Origin of the sequence: Vreelandella arctica, assembly GCF_037070215.1 — a bacterium.
In the GTDB taxonomy this organism is placed as follows: Bacteria; Pseudomonadota; Gammaproteobacteria; order Pseudomonadales; family Halomonadaceae; genus Vreelandella; species Vreelandella arctica.
Genome location: NZ_JBANSN010000024.1, coordinates 24,137 through 40,062, shown reverse-complemented (window position 1 = coordinate 40,062; position 15,926 = coordinate 24,137). Strand labels below are relative to the sequence as shown.

10 protein-coding genes are annotated in these 15,926 nt (G+C 52.9%); 9 read left to right on the top strand and 1 reads right to left on the bottom strand.

Translation table 11 applies throughout. The features are described from left to right. The first annotated feature begins 436 nt into the window (after positions 1-436). The 9 genes from purU (at position 437) to V8L70_RS17230 (ending at position 10,378) form a co-directional block, all read left to right on the top strand. Positions 437-1,303 carry a formyltetrahydrofolate deformylase gene (purU, locus tag V8L70_RS17270; protein ID WP_027957680.1) on the top strand — a complete coding sequence of 289 codons (867 nt, stop codon included), beginning with the start codon at positions 437-439 and terminating at the stop codon, positions 1,301-1,303. Beyond that, positions 1,300-2,226, top strand: coding sequence for a bifunctional methylenetetrahydrofolate dehydrogenase/methenyltetrahydrofolate cyclohydrolase FolD (gene folD, locus V8L70_RS17265; protein WP_027957679.1), 927 nt, complete (start codon positions 1,300-1,302; stop codon positions 2,224-2,226). Before purU ends, folD begins: the two co-directional genes overlap by 4 nt. A 22-nt stretch (positions 2,227-2,248) precedes the next feature. Next, positions 2,249-3,490, top strand: coding sequence for an FAD-dependent oxidoreductase (locus V8L70_RS17260; protein WP_336270228.1), 1,242 nt, complete (start codon positions 2,249-2,251; stop codon positions 3,488-3,490). A gap of 16 nt (positions 3,491-3,506) precedes the next feature. Then, a complete protein-coding gene (locus V8L70_RS17255; RefSeq protein ID WP_336270227.1) occupies positions 3,507-3,803 on the top strand; it encodes a sarcosine oxidase subunit delta in 297 nt (98 codons plus the stop codon). Continuing rightward, complete coding sequence (locus tag V8L70_RS17250) at positions 3,800-6,748, top strand: 2Fe-2S iron-sulfur cluster-binding protein (protein ID WP_336270226.1); 2,949 nt, start codon at positions 3,800-3,802, stop codon at positions 6,746-6,748. Before V8L70_RS17255 ends, V8L70_RS17250 begins: the two co-directional genes overlap by 4 nt. Before the next feature lie 3 nt (positions 6,749-6,751). After that, positions 6,752-7,483: a hypothetical protein gene (locus V8L70_RS17245; RefSeq protein ID WP_284453420.1), complete on the top strand. Its 732-nt coding sequence runs from the start codon at positions 6,752-6,754 to the stop codon at positions 7,481-7,483. A 96-nt stretch (positions 7,484-7,579) separates the two neighbouring features. After that, the gene (locus tag V8L70_RS17240; RefSeq protein WP_284453419.1) at positions 7,580-8,374 is read left to right on the top strand and encodes an IclR family transcriptional regulator; all 795 of its coding nucleotides are present in this window, start codon (positions 7,580-7,582) and stop codon (positions 8,372-8,374) included. A 220-nt stretch (positions 8,375-8,594) separates the two neighbouring features. Further along, the gene (locus tag V8L70_RS17235) at positions 8,595-9,206 is read left to right on the top strand and encodes a helix-turn-helix domain-containing protein (RefSeq protein WP_284453418.1); all 612 of its coding nucleotides are present in this window, start codon (positions 8,595-8,597) and stop codon (positions 9,204-9,206) included. Between the two features lie 290 nt (positions 9,207-9,496). Then, positions 9,497-10,378, top strand: coding sequence for a hypothetical protein (locus tag V8L70_RS17230; protein WP_284453417.1), 882 nt, complete (start codon positions 9,497-9,499; stop codon positions 10,376-10,378). Between the two features lie 7 nt (positions 10,379-10,385). On the opposite strand, the gene V8L70_RS17225 is transcribed toward V8L70_RS17230, so the two are convergent. Continuing rightward, on the bottom strand, positions 10,386-15,758 hold the full coding sequence (locus V8L70_RS17225; protein WP_336270224.1) for a hypothetical protein: 5,373 nt from the start codon (positions 15,756-15,758) through the stop codon (positions 10,386-10,388). Between the last annotated feature and the right edge of the window lie 168 nt (positions 15,759-15,926).

The following is a 15,926-nucleotide window of genomic DNA, read 5'->3' as shown; positions in this document are numbered from 1 at the left end:
CCATCTAAAAATCGCACCAGCAACGAACGTATAAAACACATATAAAAAATTAAACCTAAAAATAGCCATTTTCGCTGACTTAAAATCCACTCCTTAATTAACTGTTTTTTATATGAAATAAAGCAAGGTATGTACCGTTTGTCCTGGCCATGCCAGACATGGCAAGCTTCTTGCTTTACTGAAAGGAATTATTATTTCCCTAAAAGAATGAAAAGCGATGTTACGCCAATGGCCTCGCTTGGGAAAGCGGGTTTTGATGACTTGAGCAGCGTGGCCTTGATGACTGAACAAAATGGATAGAGCGCTTGGATAACCACCTCGACAAAAACACAAATATAAAGCTACTCTACTAAATAAGGATTTAATTTCTATTTTTTGGATAAAAATAACTAATTTTATCCAAATATAAATAAATTATTTTATATAGGAGAAAAAAATGAGCATTCACGATGATAACTACATTATTCGCGTCTCTTGCCCAGCGACATCCGGTATCATCTCGGCAGTGACCTCATATCTAAGCGAAAACAGATGCTATATCAGTGAACTGGCCCAATACGACGATGAAGAGCTGAAGCGCTTCTTTCTACGCGCCAAGTTTCGCTTCAACGAGGGCGCTACGCCGGACATCGAGACACTGCGCAATGATTTCGCGGGGGTGGCGCAGCCTTTCGAGATGGACTGGCAGATTCACAGTTCCTCCCAGCCCATGCGGGTCTTGCTGATGGTGAGCAAGTTTGACCATTGCCTAAGTGACTTGATGTACCGCCATGGCAAGGGTGAGCTGGACATGGAGATTACCGCCATCGTCTCCAACCACCTGGATCTTCGCCCCATGGCCGAGCGTGAGGGGATTCGCTTTGTCTACCTACCCGTCACCAAGGAGACCAAGCCACAACAGGAAGCGGCCATCATGGATATCGTCGAAGAAACCCAGACCGAACTGGTCGTGCTGGCGCGTTACATGCAGATCCTATCGGATGATTTGTGCCAGAAGCTGAGCGGACGTGCGATCAATATTCACCACTCCTTCCTACCGGGCTTCAAAGGCGCCAAGCCCTACCATCAGGCGCATGAGAGAGGCGTAAAACTGATCGGTGCTACCGCCCACTATGTCACCTCAGATCTCGACGAAGGGCCGATCATCGACCAAGAAGTTCAGCGCGTCGATCATACCTATCGCCCCCAGGATCTTGTCGCCGTTGGCCGCAACACCGAAACCATAGCCCTGTCTCGTGCGGTCAAGTATCACCTTGAGCACCGCGTCTTTCTGGATCAGAACAAGACGGTGATTTTCCAATGAGCGCAACGACCCAAGCCTCTGCGGCCCTCATCGACGGTAAAGCTTGTGCCGAGCGGGTGCTTGCCGAAGTCGCCGAAAGTGTTAAACACCTGGCGGCTGAAGGCACCACCCCCGGCTTGGCCGTTGTACTGATTGGCGAAGACCCCGCAAGCCACGTGTACGTCAGAAACAAGATTCGAAAGGCGGAAGCGGTCGGTATTCGTTCATTCGAACACCGCTTCGACACGACATTAAGTCAGGCCGAACTGCTGTCGTTGATCGACACGCTAAACAAAGACCCCGAAGTCAACGGCATTCTGGTGCAGCTACCGCTACCGGACACGATCGACGAAGAAGCCGTTATTCAGGCCATCGACCCGCTGAAAGACGTCGACGGTTTCCATCACGCCAATGTGGGTGGCCTTGTGCAGGGGAGCGATGTGCTGACGCCCTGCACCCCCAGCGGCTGTCTGCGATTGCTGCAGGAAACCTGTGGCGACCTAAGCGGCAAACATGCCGTGGTGGTGGGCCGCTCCAATATCGTTGGCAAGCCCATGGCATCGCTTCTGTTGCACGCCCATTGCTCGGTGACGCTGCTGCACTCGCGTAGCGTGAATGCCGAAACCATCGCCCGTCAGGCCGATATTGTCGTCGCCGCGGTGGGTCGCCCGAAAATGATCGATGCCAGCTGGCTCAAGCCCGGCGCGGTGGTGATCGATGTAGGGATCAGCCGCGTTGAGCAGGCAATTAATGGCGAGAATGAGGGCGAGCGCAAGACACGACTGGTCGGCGATGTGGACTTCGCAAGCGCCAGCCAAGTAGCGAAAGCCATTACGCCGGTGCCCGGCGGTGTCGGCCCCATGACGATTGCCTACTTGATGCAAAACACCGTCACAGCGACCAAGCTGCAGCACCGTCAAGCGGCCCAGCCAGCACTTACCTAATGCGATACAGGAGGGCATCTCCATGCCTTTTGGACTGCTTAAATATGGCCTGTCATCGGACTACCCCGTTGATGTGGATCTGCCGCCACCCAAGGAGCTCAAGCCCTCCTACGATGTGGTGATCATTGGTGGCGGTGGTCACGGTCTGGCCATCGCTTATTACCTGGCCAAGTATCACAACATTACTAACATCGCGGTGCTTGAGAAAGCCTATCTTGGCGGCGGCAACACGGCGCGTAACACTGCCGTGATCCGCTCCAACTATCTAACCTCGGAAGGGGTCAGGTTTTATAGCGAGTCGGTCAAGCTTTTTCAGAACCTATCCAACGAATTCGATTTCAACGTCATGTATTCGGAGCGCGGCCAGCTGACGCTAGCCCACACCGACGCCACCGTTCGCGCTTTCCGCCAGCGGGCCGAAGTCAACAAGCATTTTGGTGGGCGCACTGACATGATTGACCGCCAGCAGATTCGTGAGTTGGTTCCCTCGCTAAACCTCGACCCAGGCCACCTGCCCGTGCTTGCTGGGCTTTGGCACCGCGACGGTGCGACCGCTCGGCACGACGCCGTGGCCTGGGGTTATGCCAAGGAAGCCGCCAAGCGCGGCGTTGAAATTCATCAGCTAACGGAAGTTCGTGACCTGGTCATCGAAGGTGGGCGCATCACTGCCGTCGAGACCAAACGGGGCACCATTCAGTGTGGCTGCGCCGTTCAGGCCGTCGCCGGTCATAGCTCCTTGCTGGCCAAGCAAGCCGGTTTCCGGCTACCGATCATCAGCTATCCCCTGCAGGCGATGGTCACCCAACCCGTGAAGCCTTTTCTGGATCCGCTGGTCAGCTCTTCCGCCCTGCACTGCTACGTTCAGCAGACCAGCCGCGGTGAAGTGGTCTTCGGCGGTGGGTCAGACCCCTACCCGCTTTACAACACGCGCTCCACACTGGAAATGAAGGAAAGCTTGATTGCCAGCGGCATCGAAATGTTCCCGTTTTTAGCCAAGGCCAAGCTAATGCGCCAATGGGGTGGAATTACCGACATGACCCCCGACTACAGCCCGATCATGGGCGAGAGCCCGATCGAGAACTATTACCTCGACGCCGGTTGGGGCACCTGGGGCTTCAAAGCAACGCCCATCTGCGGCAAGACCATGGCGGAAATGGTCGCCAGCGGCGGCAAAGTGCCCGAACTGATTCAACCGTTCCGCCTGGAGCGCTTTGCCAACTTCCAGCAAGTCAATGAAATGGGCGCCACGGCGGCCAGCCACTAACGAGAGGGCAAACACAATGAAAATCATGAATTGTCCGCTCAACGGGCCACGCAACATCAGCGAATTCATCCATGGCGGGGAGCTCAAATCCATGCCGAATCCCACCACCTGTAGCGACCGTGAATGGGCAGACTACGTTTTTTACAGCGACAACACCGCGGGCGTTATCACTGAGTGGTGGATGCATGTTGCCTCCAGCTACTGGTTTCTTGCCGAGCGGCACACCGTCACCGATGACATTCTGCGCACCTTTGATCCCCAGGAAATTTTCCAGGAGCGCATCGAGTTTGCCGTCGAGGAGCAACGCTCATGAACCGCCATTTCTCACCTGACGATATGCAGACCATGCCAACACGCCTCCCGGCCCCGATGGGCAGTCTCATCAATCGCCAGCAGCCGATCACCTTTCAGTTCGAAGGCACAAATTACCATGGGGTGGAAGGTGACACGCTGGCCAGCGCGCTGATCGCCAACGGCCGCCACCTGCTATCGCGTTCCTTCAAGTATCACAGGCCCCGAGGCCCGCTGACCATGGCAGGCCAGGACGCCAATACGCTGATTCAGCTACCCGACGAGCCCAACGTGCTGGCCGACACGCATCCGCTTAGCCAAGGCCTGGCCGTCACAGGCCAGAACTACAGTGGCAGCCTGGATCACGACAGCGATATGAAGCTTGGCAAGTTCTCCAAGTTCATGCCGGTGGGCTTCTATTACCGCTCCTTCTATAAACCCAAAGGTGCCTGGAAATTCTGGGAGTCGCTGATTCGCAAGAAGGCCGGGCTGGGCAGGTACGACCTTAATGCCACGGGTGGCTATCACGACAAGGCCTACCTGTTTGCCGATGTGGTGGTGGTCGGCAGTGGGCCGGCGGGTCTAAAGGCGGCCTTAACCGCCGCTGAAGGGGGCGCAAAGGTTCTACTGGTTGAACAGGAACCTCAGCTGGGTGGCGCGCTCACCTACGCCCGCTTCGATGATGCGGGCGTGCGTGCCGATCAAGTGTGCGAAGCGCTGATCCCGGCGGTTGAGGCGCATGCCAACATTCATGTGCTGTGTAAAGCCACCTGCAATGGCTGGTTTACCGACAACTTTCTGCCCGTGATCCAGGGCACGCGGATGTACAAGGTTCGCGCCCAGGAGTGCATCGTTGCCGCTGGTGCGTTTGATCAACCGGCGATTTTTCGTAACAACGATTTGCCCGGCGTCATGTTGGCCAGCGCCGCCCAGCGGCTGATTCGCCATTACGCGGTACGCCCTGGTAAACGCGCAGTCGTGCTCACTGGCAATGACGATGGCTACCTGGCAGCACTCGACTTGCACGAACAGGGCATTGAGGTCGCGGCGCTGGTGGATATGCGCACTGGGCCGGTCGACTCTCGCCTCACCCAAGCAATCAACCAACATGGCATTCCGCTGCATGTTGAGCACACCGTGTTCGAGGCGCTACACGACAAAACTCTGCACCACGTGACCGGTGTGGATGTGCGACGCATCACCCGCCGCGGCGAAGTGGCGGACGAGTGCCTGACAATGGAATGCGACTTGCTGTGCATGACCGCCGGCTATATGCCGATGTATCAGCTGTTGTGTCAGGCAGGCGGCAAGCTGACCTATAACGATGATGTGGCAGAGTTTTCCCTCTCGAACCTGCCCAAGCACCTGTACGTGGCGGGCTCGGTCAACGGCTTGCACGACCTTGACCAGGTGCTGCAAGACGGCGTCATCGCCGGCACCCAGGCGCTGCAAAGCCTCGGCCTGCCAGCGGCTGAAGCCGCCCCACTGACTGGAGCGCCGAAGCAGGTCAACTTTCCCTGGCCCATCTTTGCCCACCCCAAGGGCAAGGAATTCGTCGATTTTGATGAAGATCTGCAAATTCGCGACATCATTAACGCCACGCGCCATGGCTACCGAGACGTACAGCTAGTCAAGCGCTTCTCGACCGTCGGCATGGGCCCTTCGCAAGGCCGCCATTCGGCACTGCCCACCGCACGCCTGGTCGCCGACGCCACGGATCGCACCGTCAGCGAAACGGGGGTTACCACTGCGCGCCCACCGTTCACCGCTGAAACCCTTTCCCACCTGGCCGGGCGCAGTTTCGACCCCTTCCGGGTCACGCCACTGCACCAGCGCCACCTGCAACTCGGCGCCAAGATGATGCCAGCGGGCGATTGGCAACGCCCCGCATTTTACCCCTCAGCAACGAATGGCCACCTGGATCGTGACCGCTGCATGCAGGAAGAGGCGCTCCATGTCAGGAAAAAGGTCGGCCTGATTGATGTTTCCACCCTGGGGGGCATCGAGGTGCGCGGGCCGGACGCCGCGGAGTTCGTCAACCGTATCTACACCTTCGGCTTTCTCAAGCAGCCGGTGGGGCGCACGCGGTATGCCGCCATGGCCAATGAGCAAGGGGTCGTGGTTGATGACGGTGTTTCCTGCCGCCTTGGCGAGAATCACTTTTACGTCACCGCCACCACCAGCGGCTTGGCGCGCGTTTATCAGAGCATGCTGCAGTGGAATGCCCAGTGGCGCCTGGACGTGGATATTGCCAATGTCACGTCAGCTTACGCAGCGGTGAATGTCGCTGGCCCGTTATCGCGCAAGGTGCTGGAAAAAGTCTGCACCGAGGTGGATCTTTCACCTGAAGCGTTTCCCTACCTGGAACTGCGTGAAGGCAAGGCCGGTGAAGCGCCAGCGCGCCTGCTGCGGGTGGGTTTCGTCGGTGAATTGGGCTATGAGCTGCATGTGCCGTCACGCTATGGCGAGTACCTCTGGGACTTGTTGATGAAAGCAGGCGAAGAGTTCGGTATCCGCCCCTTTGGTGTCGAAGCCCAGCGGCTGCTACGCCTTGAAAAAGGCCATGTCATCATTGGACAGGATACCGACGGCATGAGCCACCCTTCCGAGATCGGCATGAGCTGGGCGGTCAATCGCAAAAAGCCGTTCTTTGTCGGCCGCCGTGCCGTGGATATTCTCGATGAGCAGCCTGCCAAGCGCCGCCTGGTCGGCTTCCGGTTACCGGCAACCTCCGCCAAGCCGCTGGAAGGTCACCTTGTGCTGGAAGGCAGCGATATCACCGGCAACGTGACCTCCTGCGAATACTCGCCCAGTCAGGACGCGATCATCGGCCTGGCTTACGCTGGCGCCGATAAAGCAACGCCCGGTAGCCATATCACCATTCGGGTTGAAGGCGGCGATGAAGTGAACGCAGAGGTCGTCAAGCTGCCTTTTTACGATGCCAACAACAGCCGACAGGAGATGTAAACCATGGCGACTCTAGATGACACTCTCACCGCCAAGCGTACACCACTTTACCATCTTCACCAGGCCAACCAGCCCGACGCGACCGGGTGGCAACACCTGTGCGGCTATGCAATCAAGGCTACGCTGAATGAAGCACTGATCGAGCCCAATACCGGCGCCCCCGCTTGCGGGTTAACGGATCTGTCCGCGCTGGCACGGGCCGGGTTACGCGGCAAGAAGGCAGCAACGATACTCAGCGAGTACCACTACCAGCTACCCGCTGCGCCTAATCAAGCGCTACGCCAAGAAGATGGCAGCCTGGTAGCCAAGCTATCCGCCAGCGAATATCTGCTGCTGGGCAGCTTTGCCGATGATGGCGAGCGCATCAGCCGCGATGAGCTAGCGTGGCAGGCAGCCGAGCGCGCCCATCGTCTGACTGATGCCTATCTTCTCCCCCGACAGGATACGCACGCTTGGCTTGCCTTGACCGGCTGCCATGCCATCGATGTAATGGCGAAGCTGTGCGGCGTTGATTTGTCACCTAAAGCGTTTGCCCCGGGCCACGTCGCTCAAACCTCTGTCGCGCGGGCCAATGCCATCATTATCAACGCCAGCCAAGCGGATCTTTCCTGCCTCTATCTCTTGGTGGATAGCGCCTCGGCATGTTATTTCTGGCCTATTCTTCTTGATGCGATGCAGGAATTCGAGGGGAAAGAGCTTAGTATCATGGCGTTGCGTCACCACCACCCAGCGTAATGCAGGCTGAACGGCCTGGTGGCGACGGGAAGCCACCAGGCCGTTCACACATAGAATCCATATAGAACCCATTCAGTCAGGAGCCTTATTACGGCTATGGCGACACATTCCAGCAAAGAGATCGACTATACGGTTCCCGCGCTTTATCGAGGCCTTAAAATCCTCGAACTCTTCGACAGCCAGCACCGGATACTCACCACCCAGGACTTTGCCGATGCGCTAGAGGTCACGACGTCCTCCATTTACCGCATCGTAACCACGCTGACCGAGATGAACTACTTAGACAAAGTCGCCAAGAACACCTATCAGCTGGGCCCGCAGGTCATCTCCCACGGCTTCAGCTATCTTGCTAGCCGCGACATCGTTGATATCGTCATGCCGCACCTGAGCGCTCTGCGCAATTTAGTGTCGATGTCTTGCCACCTTAGTGTGCGCGAAGGCCAGGACGCGGTGTATATCTACCGCTCCTTTGCGTCGCAGCGGCTTTCCGTCAATGTGCCCGTGGGCACGCGCATCGCTTGCCACAGCTGCGCCATGGGCAGAATCCTGCTGACGGATCTTGACGAACCCGAACTCGATGCCCTTTATCAGCACGTGCGCCTGGATGGCTACCCCGCCCCGGCGCCCCGCACGCTCCCCGAGCTGAAACAGACGATTGCCAACGACCGCACGACAGGCTGGGTCATTCACCGCTCCGATTACGCCACCGCTATCGCCACCGGGCTAAAGGATTATCAAGGGCGCATTGTAGCGGCCATCAACGTTTCAGGCCCTGACGCCTTGATCGACAGCGACGACGACATGACGGATCTTAAACAACAATTATTAGCGACCGCCGAGCGTATTTCCTTCGAGCTAGGCAGCATTGAAAGGCGCAGCAAACCGGCCTGATCAGGCTGGTTTATAAGGTCAGCGTGTGGCGCAGCGAAGGGCTTCACGCACAAAAAAGCGCATTAGCTTCTCGCTAGCCGCTTAATGTAACGACCTCGATGGCGTGGATGTGAGTCCGCAATAAACCGGCACTGCTTTGTTCCGTGGTTTATAATTTCATATACATATTTTATTTTTCATATTCACGTCTAATGTGGCACAAACATTGCCCTGAAAGGTTATGAGCGAAAAAATCACCACCGACAAGAATGAAACGCGCCTTAGCCTGGAGCAGCATATCGCCAGAGCTTTGAAACGTAAGCGCATCTCGCAAGGCTATAAGATATCCGACGTGGCGCGGATTGCAGAACTTAGCCAAGGGATGATCAGCAAGGTCGAAAACGCCCAGGTGTCGACCAGCCTGGACACCCTAAGCCGCCTCTGCAACGCCATCGACCTGCCGATATCCAAGCTGTTCAGCGATTTCGATATCGGCGGCCGGGGGGCGCAACACGTAAAGTCTGGCGAAGGCATGGAAGTTGTGCGCACCGGTACGGAAGTCGGCCACACCTATCATCTGCTCAGCTATCGACAGGGGCCGATCAAGCGTTACGAACCCTTTCTGATCACCATGGACGATGCCAGCGAAGTCTTCCCGAACTTCAGTCATGCCGGGCACGAATTCATCTACCTGCTTGAAGGGCGCCTACTTTATCGACACGGCAAACAGTTTTACGAAATGGGCCCCGGCGATAGCTTGGCATTCGACGCTGCCGTACCGCATGGGCCGGAGCAACTGTTAGAAGTCCCCATCAAACTGCTCTCGATTATTCACTACGACAATGAAGATTAGCTTAAACTGACAAAACCTTTTTAGACGATTCTTACAATTACGTGAGATGGCGCATTAACAATTCTAAATTAGCGAAATAGCATAAAAAAATGCGGTTATTTTGCCTTTTGAGAACATCGTACAGCTGCTAACTTCACTGTATGTATATATAGCACGCATTAGAGACATCTTCTATTCGTAAATAAAGCCATTACAGAAGGACAATTCGCATGAACAGAATATACCTCCTTTGACCTTTGCTCTTAGTTTAGAGATGTAGGCTTTAAGATCTAACAGTGTTGAGGAAAAGCATGTCACAACAACAGAAGAAAACTCACTTTAAGTACCCTAAAAACCTCATCATAAAGGTCGTTTCGCTAGAAGATGCCATAAAAATTCAATATAGCAATGGAATTGAGTGCACCCCCGACAACTTGGCAAACACTGAAATAAAAGATTTTACCTTTCACTTGCAGGATATCTTATCAAAATATATTGAAGACTTAGAACCTGAAATTGGTACTCGAATTGAAAATAAATTTTTCATAGAAACAGAAGGCGAGCATAAAAATAAATATATTGGCATGCTGTTTTTAGAAAACCAGCCCCATCAAGAAGAGCTCACACATAAGCTTGCCCTCTTAGCTTACAAAATAACGCACTCCGTTATTTCGCAAAATGATATTTTAAGCGTCGTTCATGCTGGCAAAAAACTACCGGAAGATGAAGAATTCATTCAAGAGCATTCTGAAAAATTTATCAATAAAAAAAACGGAAAAAACATCAAACATGCTTTTACCGTTTCACCAGAAATAGATAACAAAAAACAACCAAAAGTGGAACTCCTAGTTAGCGGTCAGTATTGTGCACCAACGTTTAAAACAACTGAACCGACGCCAGTGAAGGGATATGCTGTACCAGCAGGATATGATGAACACAGCAATACAATTTCTCTGTATAATATCGATTCAACTAATAGAGTATCAAGCACACCTTTTACGCTCTCCTCCAATCATGCTGATCACATCATGACATTAGCTTCTGCAAAAGTTAATAACTACATTTTATACTACACCGGCGAGCGTTTGGACAACCCCAAAGGCCCCAAAAAGCAAAAGACATATGTATTGTCTACTCTTTCCATTGCGAGCGATGACAATCCTTACAAAAACTTTCAGCTGCAATCTAGTTAATGTTAAACTAATTTTTATTCATATATAAACAAGTGGCAGTCACTATGTAAGCGACTGCCAACTCATACCGATTTCTAACAATATCGCGTTCATTTTTACCTAGTAGCAGCCCGGCATACTGCTGATACTTCATCTCTCTACCGCCCTTTACAACTTCAAACATATCTAGCTGAACACCCGTATCACTTATCTCTTTCAACCCATACGAGTTCAGCATGCGCTTTACGTCATCGCTGCAGTTTTTTCCAACAACGACGTAGTTGGATGAAGACACTTTAAATGCTTTGACAGTAAGAGCGATAACTGCCACGTGCCTCGTTTCACTCATCAGTAGATGCCGGTGCCGTCCAACCTGACAAGCTAACTCACTGAGCTCTAGTGCCCCATTAATCGTTAAGGTTTCGCCATCAATTTTTTTAGCATGCTCGAGCAGGCGATCCCATGCAGCATCGCTGATACTGCGCAGTAGGCCTAAGGGGTACTCTTGCGATGTTATCCATTGGTCTTTTCCCCGAATTTTGAAGCGCATATTGCTTTCAGCTTCCTTAATAACACCTTCAAGGATAGCAGCATGTACCGGGGACAATCCCAACGCCTCACTCGCTCGTCGCACGTTCTGCCGTAGTGCGCCTAATCGCAACGCCTTCATCAGTAAATGCGGTGTTGGTTCGTTAAACAAAGAAAGCTCTTGAGGTAGCGCAGAAGCCGGCGTGTAACGTTTAAAATCCTGCGGCTTTATTGCTTCTTTGAGCATGCTGCCATTTGTCCCTTTAACAGGCGTCAGCGCATCCGCCCATTCTAGAATCAAATGATTATAGTTCAGCAGTCCTGTCGATGGCTGGCGGTGCCCCATTAAGCGCGCCAGCCCCATCATCACGCGACGCGAACAGTAATGTTGCTGCCCCATCACCACCTGACGTATGTTAGCGCTATCTATATGCTGGGTTATTTTGGTGGCGACAGGCGTGTTTAGCTGCAGCAGAGAGGCTGCCGTTATATTGTAAAACGCATGACGGGTGTGATGTAGTGATAGTGTTGGGCTGCCACTCACGTGACGCAACGCATCTATCTCAGCAGCGCTGATTGCTGATGCACTAAGCGCTACTTCGACTTTCCCATCGCGTATCTCGCCTAGCAGCGGTAGGGATGCCTCACCACCCAGTAGCGCATCATGACGATTAAGCACAGCGTTAAGCGTACGTTGCTCTGTCGCATCGAGAGAAAACAAAAGCGGCACAGCACGTCGAGAGGCCTCACTTTTTAATGTTCGATAACGATTGTTCCTAATCAATACCCAGCAGTAGCCATGAGATTCACACCAATCTCGCCTGAGCAACCCTCTCGCTTCATCAAGCCTCAAACCAAAGCGATACGCGCATAGCAATACAAACTGAAGTAAACACGCAATATCGGGGGCTCGTTGCGATGCTTCTATCCGCTTCAGTGTCTCAAGGTATTCTCGTTCTGAGAGCATTTCAGCTCGCACGTGTCGTCCTTGCTCTGCAACGGGTAGCTCATCCCAATCCGGCTCTTCAACGCCGAGAGAGGCGGCTACGCGGTGAAAAGAACGTAGACGATGGCTAAAATAGCTCATATCGCTCAACTGGGTTTCTTGATAATCAATCAGACCTGCATAAAAGGCGGTGATTTCTTCACTACCGAGCGCCATCAGGTCGACACCGTACGCAAGCTCCTCAAAAAGCTTACGCAACGCGCCCCAGTAACGATGGATACTACTGCTTTCGAACGGCTTAAAGCGCCTGCCCGCTCGCCCCTTACCACTCCGGATAACCGCTGCGATCCAGATGACCAACAGCATGATGGCACTACTTACCTTACCGTTTCGCTGTGTTACTAGTTGCTCCAGCGATTTTGCCGTTATTTTAGCCTGCGGCTTGGTGTAGCCATCCAAGATTTGCTTCACCTCTTTAAATAGAAGCACAGCCTGTTGCTGCAGCTCATGTTTATCGCCATTAGCTCGTAATAGCGCTGGCAACGCTGTCGAGAGCTCCAGATCCTCAGTGTTGACTGCTGAAGGTGGGAACATCAGCGATTTGCCGTGCACCATACGAATGTGCGCTTGCATAGGGAGGCTGGTGGCCACTATCCGCCCTGCTAACGCGCCAGCCACTACGCCCGGTAATCTCAGAAGATTGGCTTGATCGACAATAGCGGCCGCCTGCCCAAGTATCTGCTGGATCGTTATACACTCTTGTCTCTCACAGCACTGGATCAACGCCTCAGGCAAAGGCGGCGCTTGTTTTGGGATCGTCCAAGGATCGTCGAGCGCTTTGCTAGATGTTAGGCGTTGGCCGTAAGTTAGTAGTGATGCCACATGATATGACACTGTGTGCCGCTGTACGGGGGCTTGCCAGCTGGTGCTATCTAACTGTTCGCTATATTCCAAGTAATAGGTTTTACGGTGATATAACAGCCGAAAGTTATCCCCTTGGCACACATCCTTCAGAAGGCGCATATAACAAATGCGTTTTTCAATACACAAAAGTAACGCGCCGAGCGCTAATGCCTGGCGTTTAGAACAGTGGGTTCGGGTAGCGTATGGACGCATAGTCGATGCCCAATGCGTCAATTGAGTCATTAATGCAGCGTAAGCGGGTGCGTGCTCATGAATCAGCGTTTTTTCCGGCAACATCGGAATGTAACGGCGCTGAAACGCATGGCGATGCGGTGATTCATGCCGCTCTAGCAAGCGTGTCAGCACACTAAACCGTAAGGCTGCAGAGGGATAAGGCGTATTTCCCTGATGAAGTAACATTTGCCGCCCCAGTTGATTGACCTCATCAGCGGACAGCGTGGCCATATCACGCCCTTTTAGAAACAAATCAATATCGTTAAGCGCTGCTCTGATAGCGTTTCGTGTTGCCAAGCGACGATTTTTTTCGCGTAGCCGCTGCCCAAATGCCCGGGAAGATGTCGTTGAATCACGCAAGCTGCTCACGGCAGCTACTGGCAAGGAGGCAGGTGGTGCTAGCAAATCAAACGATAGTCGCTCAAAGAGTTCGTTGACCTCTTTGCGACATGCTGTCCAATCGTCCATCCAGCAGCGGGCCGAGGTGTCGCCATAGGTGGCGACACTTTTTTCCGCATGCCCCAGCCAACCATCCACAACTTCGTTATCGACGCCTAATAAGGGTAATTGCTGTGCTAGTCGGTGACGGAAAAGATTGGGGGGTAGTGGCCAGTCGAATAAGGTGGCACCTGGTAGATCAGTCGCTGACATAGAGTACCAATTGAGCGACTCATCGAGTAAAAAGAATAGGGGCTGTTCAGCCTTCGCAGGCAACTCTAATAGCGTGTTAATTCGTGAGGATATTGCAGGATGGGTGCTCAACAAATGCTCGGCGAGACGTTGGAGGTACGATAGGTAAGCCTCGACAAACTTAATCGCCTTATCGGCCAATGGCACCATACGACCATTGCGCACACCGCTGCCTTCCGCTTTATCATTAATAAACACAGCTGGGAGGTCGTGATTAAAAAACCGTGGGCTTTCAAAAGGGTCTTTAAGGTACCGGCTCCCCGTTGCCGCATAGAGGGCCATGACACAGTAGCTGGTCCACTGATTATGTAGACGCACCAGATCATCGCCTTCTAACGTTTCTTTGAGCTGCTGAGTCGCTTCGCTAATCGCCCTATTGAGCTGGGCTTCAAGCGGTACCAACAAGCTGCCTTGATTCGTCGATTGTAACGTTTCGGCGCCGTGGAACTGATAAGGTAAAGCAAGTCCTTGCTCAATCGCCTCGATATCCCAGCTGGCATAGCTACACGCACCAGGTAAGGCGCTATTGGGGTGAGCCGTTAACATCCTCGCGAAATGATGATTGCCTGAGGCATCAAAAACAGATTGACCCCATACCTCAGCCAGCTTACCGCTGGTAACGCGTGGGCACGCTATGCGCATGCGTTCATTAAACCACACCTCAATTTTTTGGGCTGGCGATACGCTTTGCCACAACTCTGCCAGTGAGGCTTGGGTGGACAATGGTTGACTACAGATTACAAGCGTCTCTCTTACTTCGGGAATTAGTCCAACACACTGCTTTTCGTGAACAGCTGCCACGTAAGGTTGCGCGGCGATATCGGGTTTCCATGCATTACGTCGACGCGGTGACAAGCGAACCATCTGCTTGAGGTTTGATGATAAAGACCACTCCCCTTGGGCCTCGTCTCCAATGCCCATTGCAAGCACTTGGCTAAGAGACCGCGAAAAACGTATCGCGAGCCACACTAACGCTCCGCCCAATCGCTCTCGTTGATCAGTATGCTTGAGCTGCTGGGCAATCCACTGCTCAATCAGTAAACGCTCAGGTGGCAAAAGCTTAGAATAGCTCCACGGTAGGTAATGGGAAGTTTCCGCTTGTTGTTGATAAAAGCTACGCCCTGTCAGCTCTTGTTGAGCCTGGGTATCTGTTGCATCAACCGGCAGTAAGTAAATCGCCTCATCAGCCTCTTCATCTAACAAACCCGCCGGGCTAGGACATACTTCTATAAACTGTTCAGATGACTCATCAAGGCTTATTAACGGTGTCGGCTCAGAAATGGGTGCAGATAACTCAGCATGCACAAAAGGCTGCGGAGGGAAATCGCGCTGAGTGGTGAAAGGTTTTGTATCACCACTGGCAATCTCGATAATGGCATTAATGAATGCGGTGCCACTTTTACCAAATGTATGGCTTTGCTTGTACTGCTCAGCAGCCAAAGACAACGCGTCAGTAAAACGTTCAAATGTCCAAGTATCAGGTGTCAGGTAACGTCGGGCACGGCGCAAGACATCATCAACGAGTTGCCACTGCGCTTTATAGCGGTCTGCAATCAAAAAGCGCGCTGCGGTACTGATATTTCGATCCGCTAAGCAATGCTCTGTCACTACCCGATTCGCCGCCTGCGCGATCAACCACAAGCGTAGCGCACGCCTTAACACGTATTCAGATGATTGCTCCGCCCCAGGCAGCGGGTAAGTAATTAACGTTATAAGAAACGTTTGCTCTTTAAGGCTGCCTTTATATGTTTGTTTCGTTTTTGTAGCGTCTCCTGCATGAGGAAATGCAGGATACTGAAGGTTGATCAAGGGATCTTGACGAATGGCTTTCGCCAGATCATCTAGCGAGGCAAGGGTGGGATTTTGCCGCCATCGAGCCAGAATGTCTTTTGATTCAGGATGGTGAAATTCATTAACCAGGTTGCCAATCGCGACGACCTGGTGATCCAATCCCAGCGTCCAAAAAGCCAGTTCCAGAGCATCACTGAGATCATGCTGGGCAGCCCATTGGCATATATCGCGATAGGGGTGGCCAAAGCGCGCTATTTGCTTACCAGTGCTTATGTCGTCTCTTTTGACCGCGAACGTATGCTCTACCATTACGACTTATTCATTCTTATATAGACAGTTACTATATATCTAAAAAACATATAAATAATAGTGTTAGCTACCAATATCTATTGATACCAAGCACGAGTAGCCAAAGCAGTCGCGCACCAGAGCTGTCACCCTGACATTTTTGATTATTCGTATCCCGCCTCATTCACG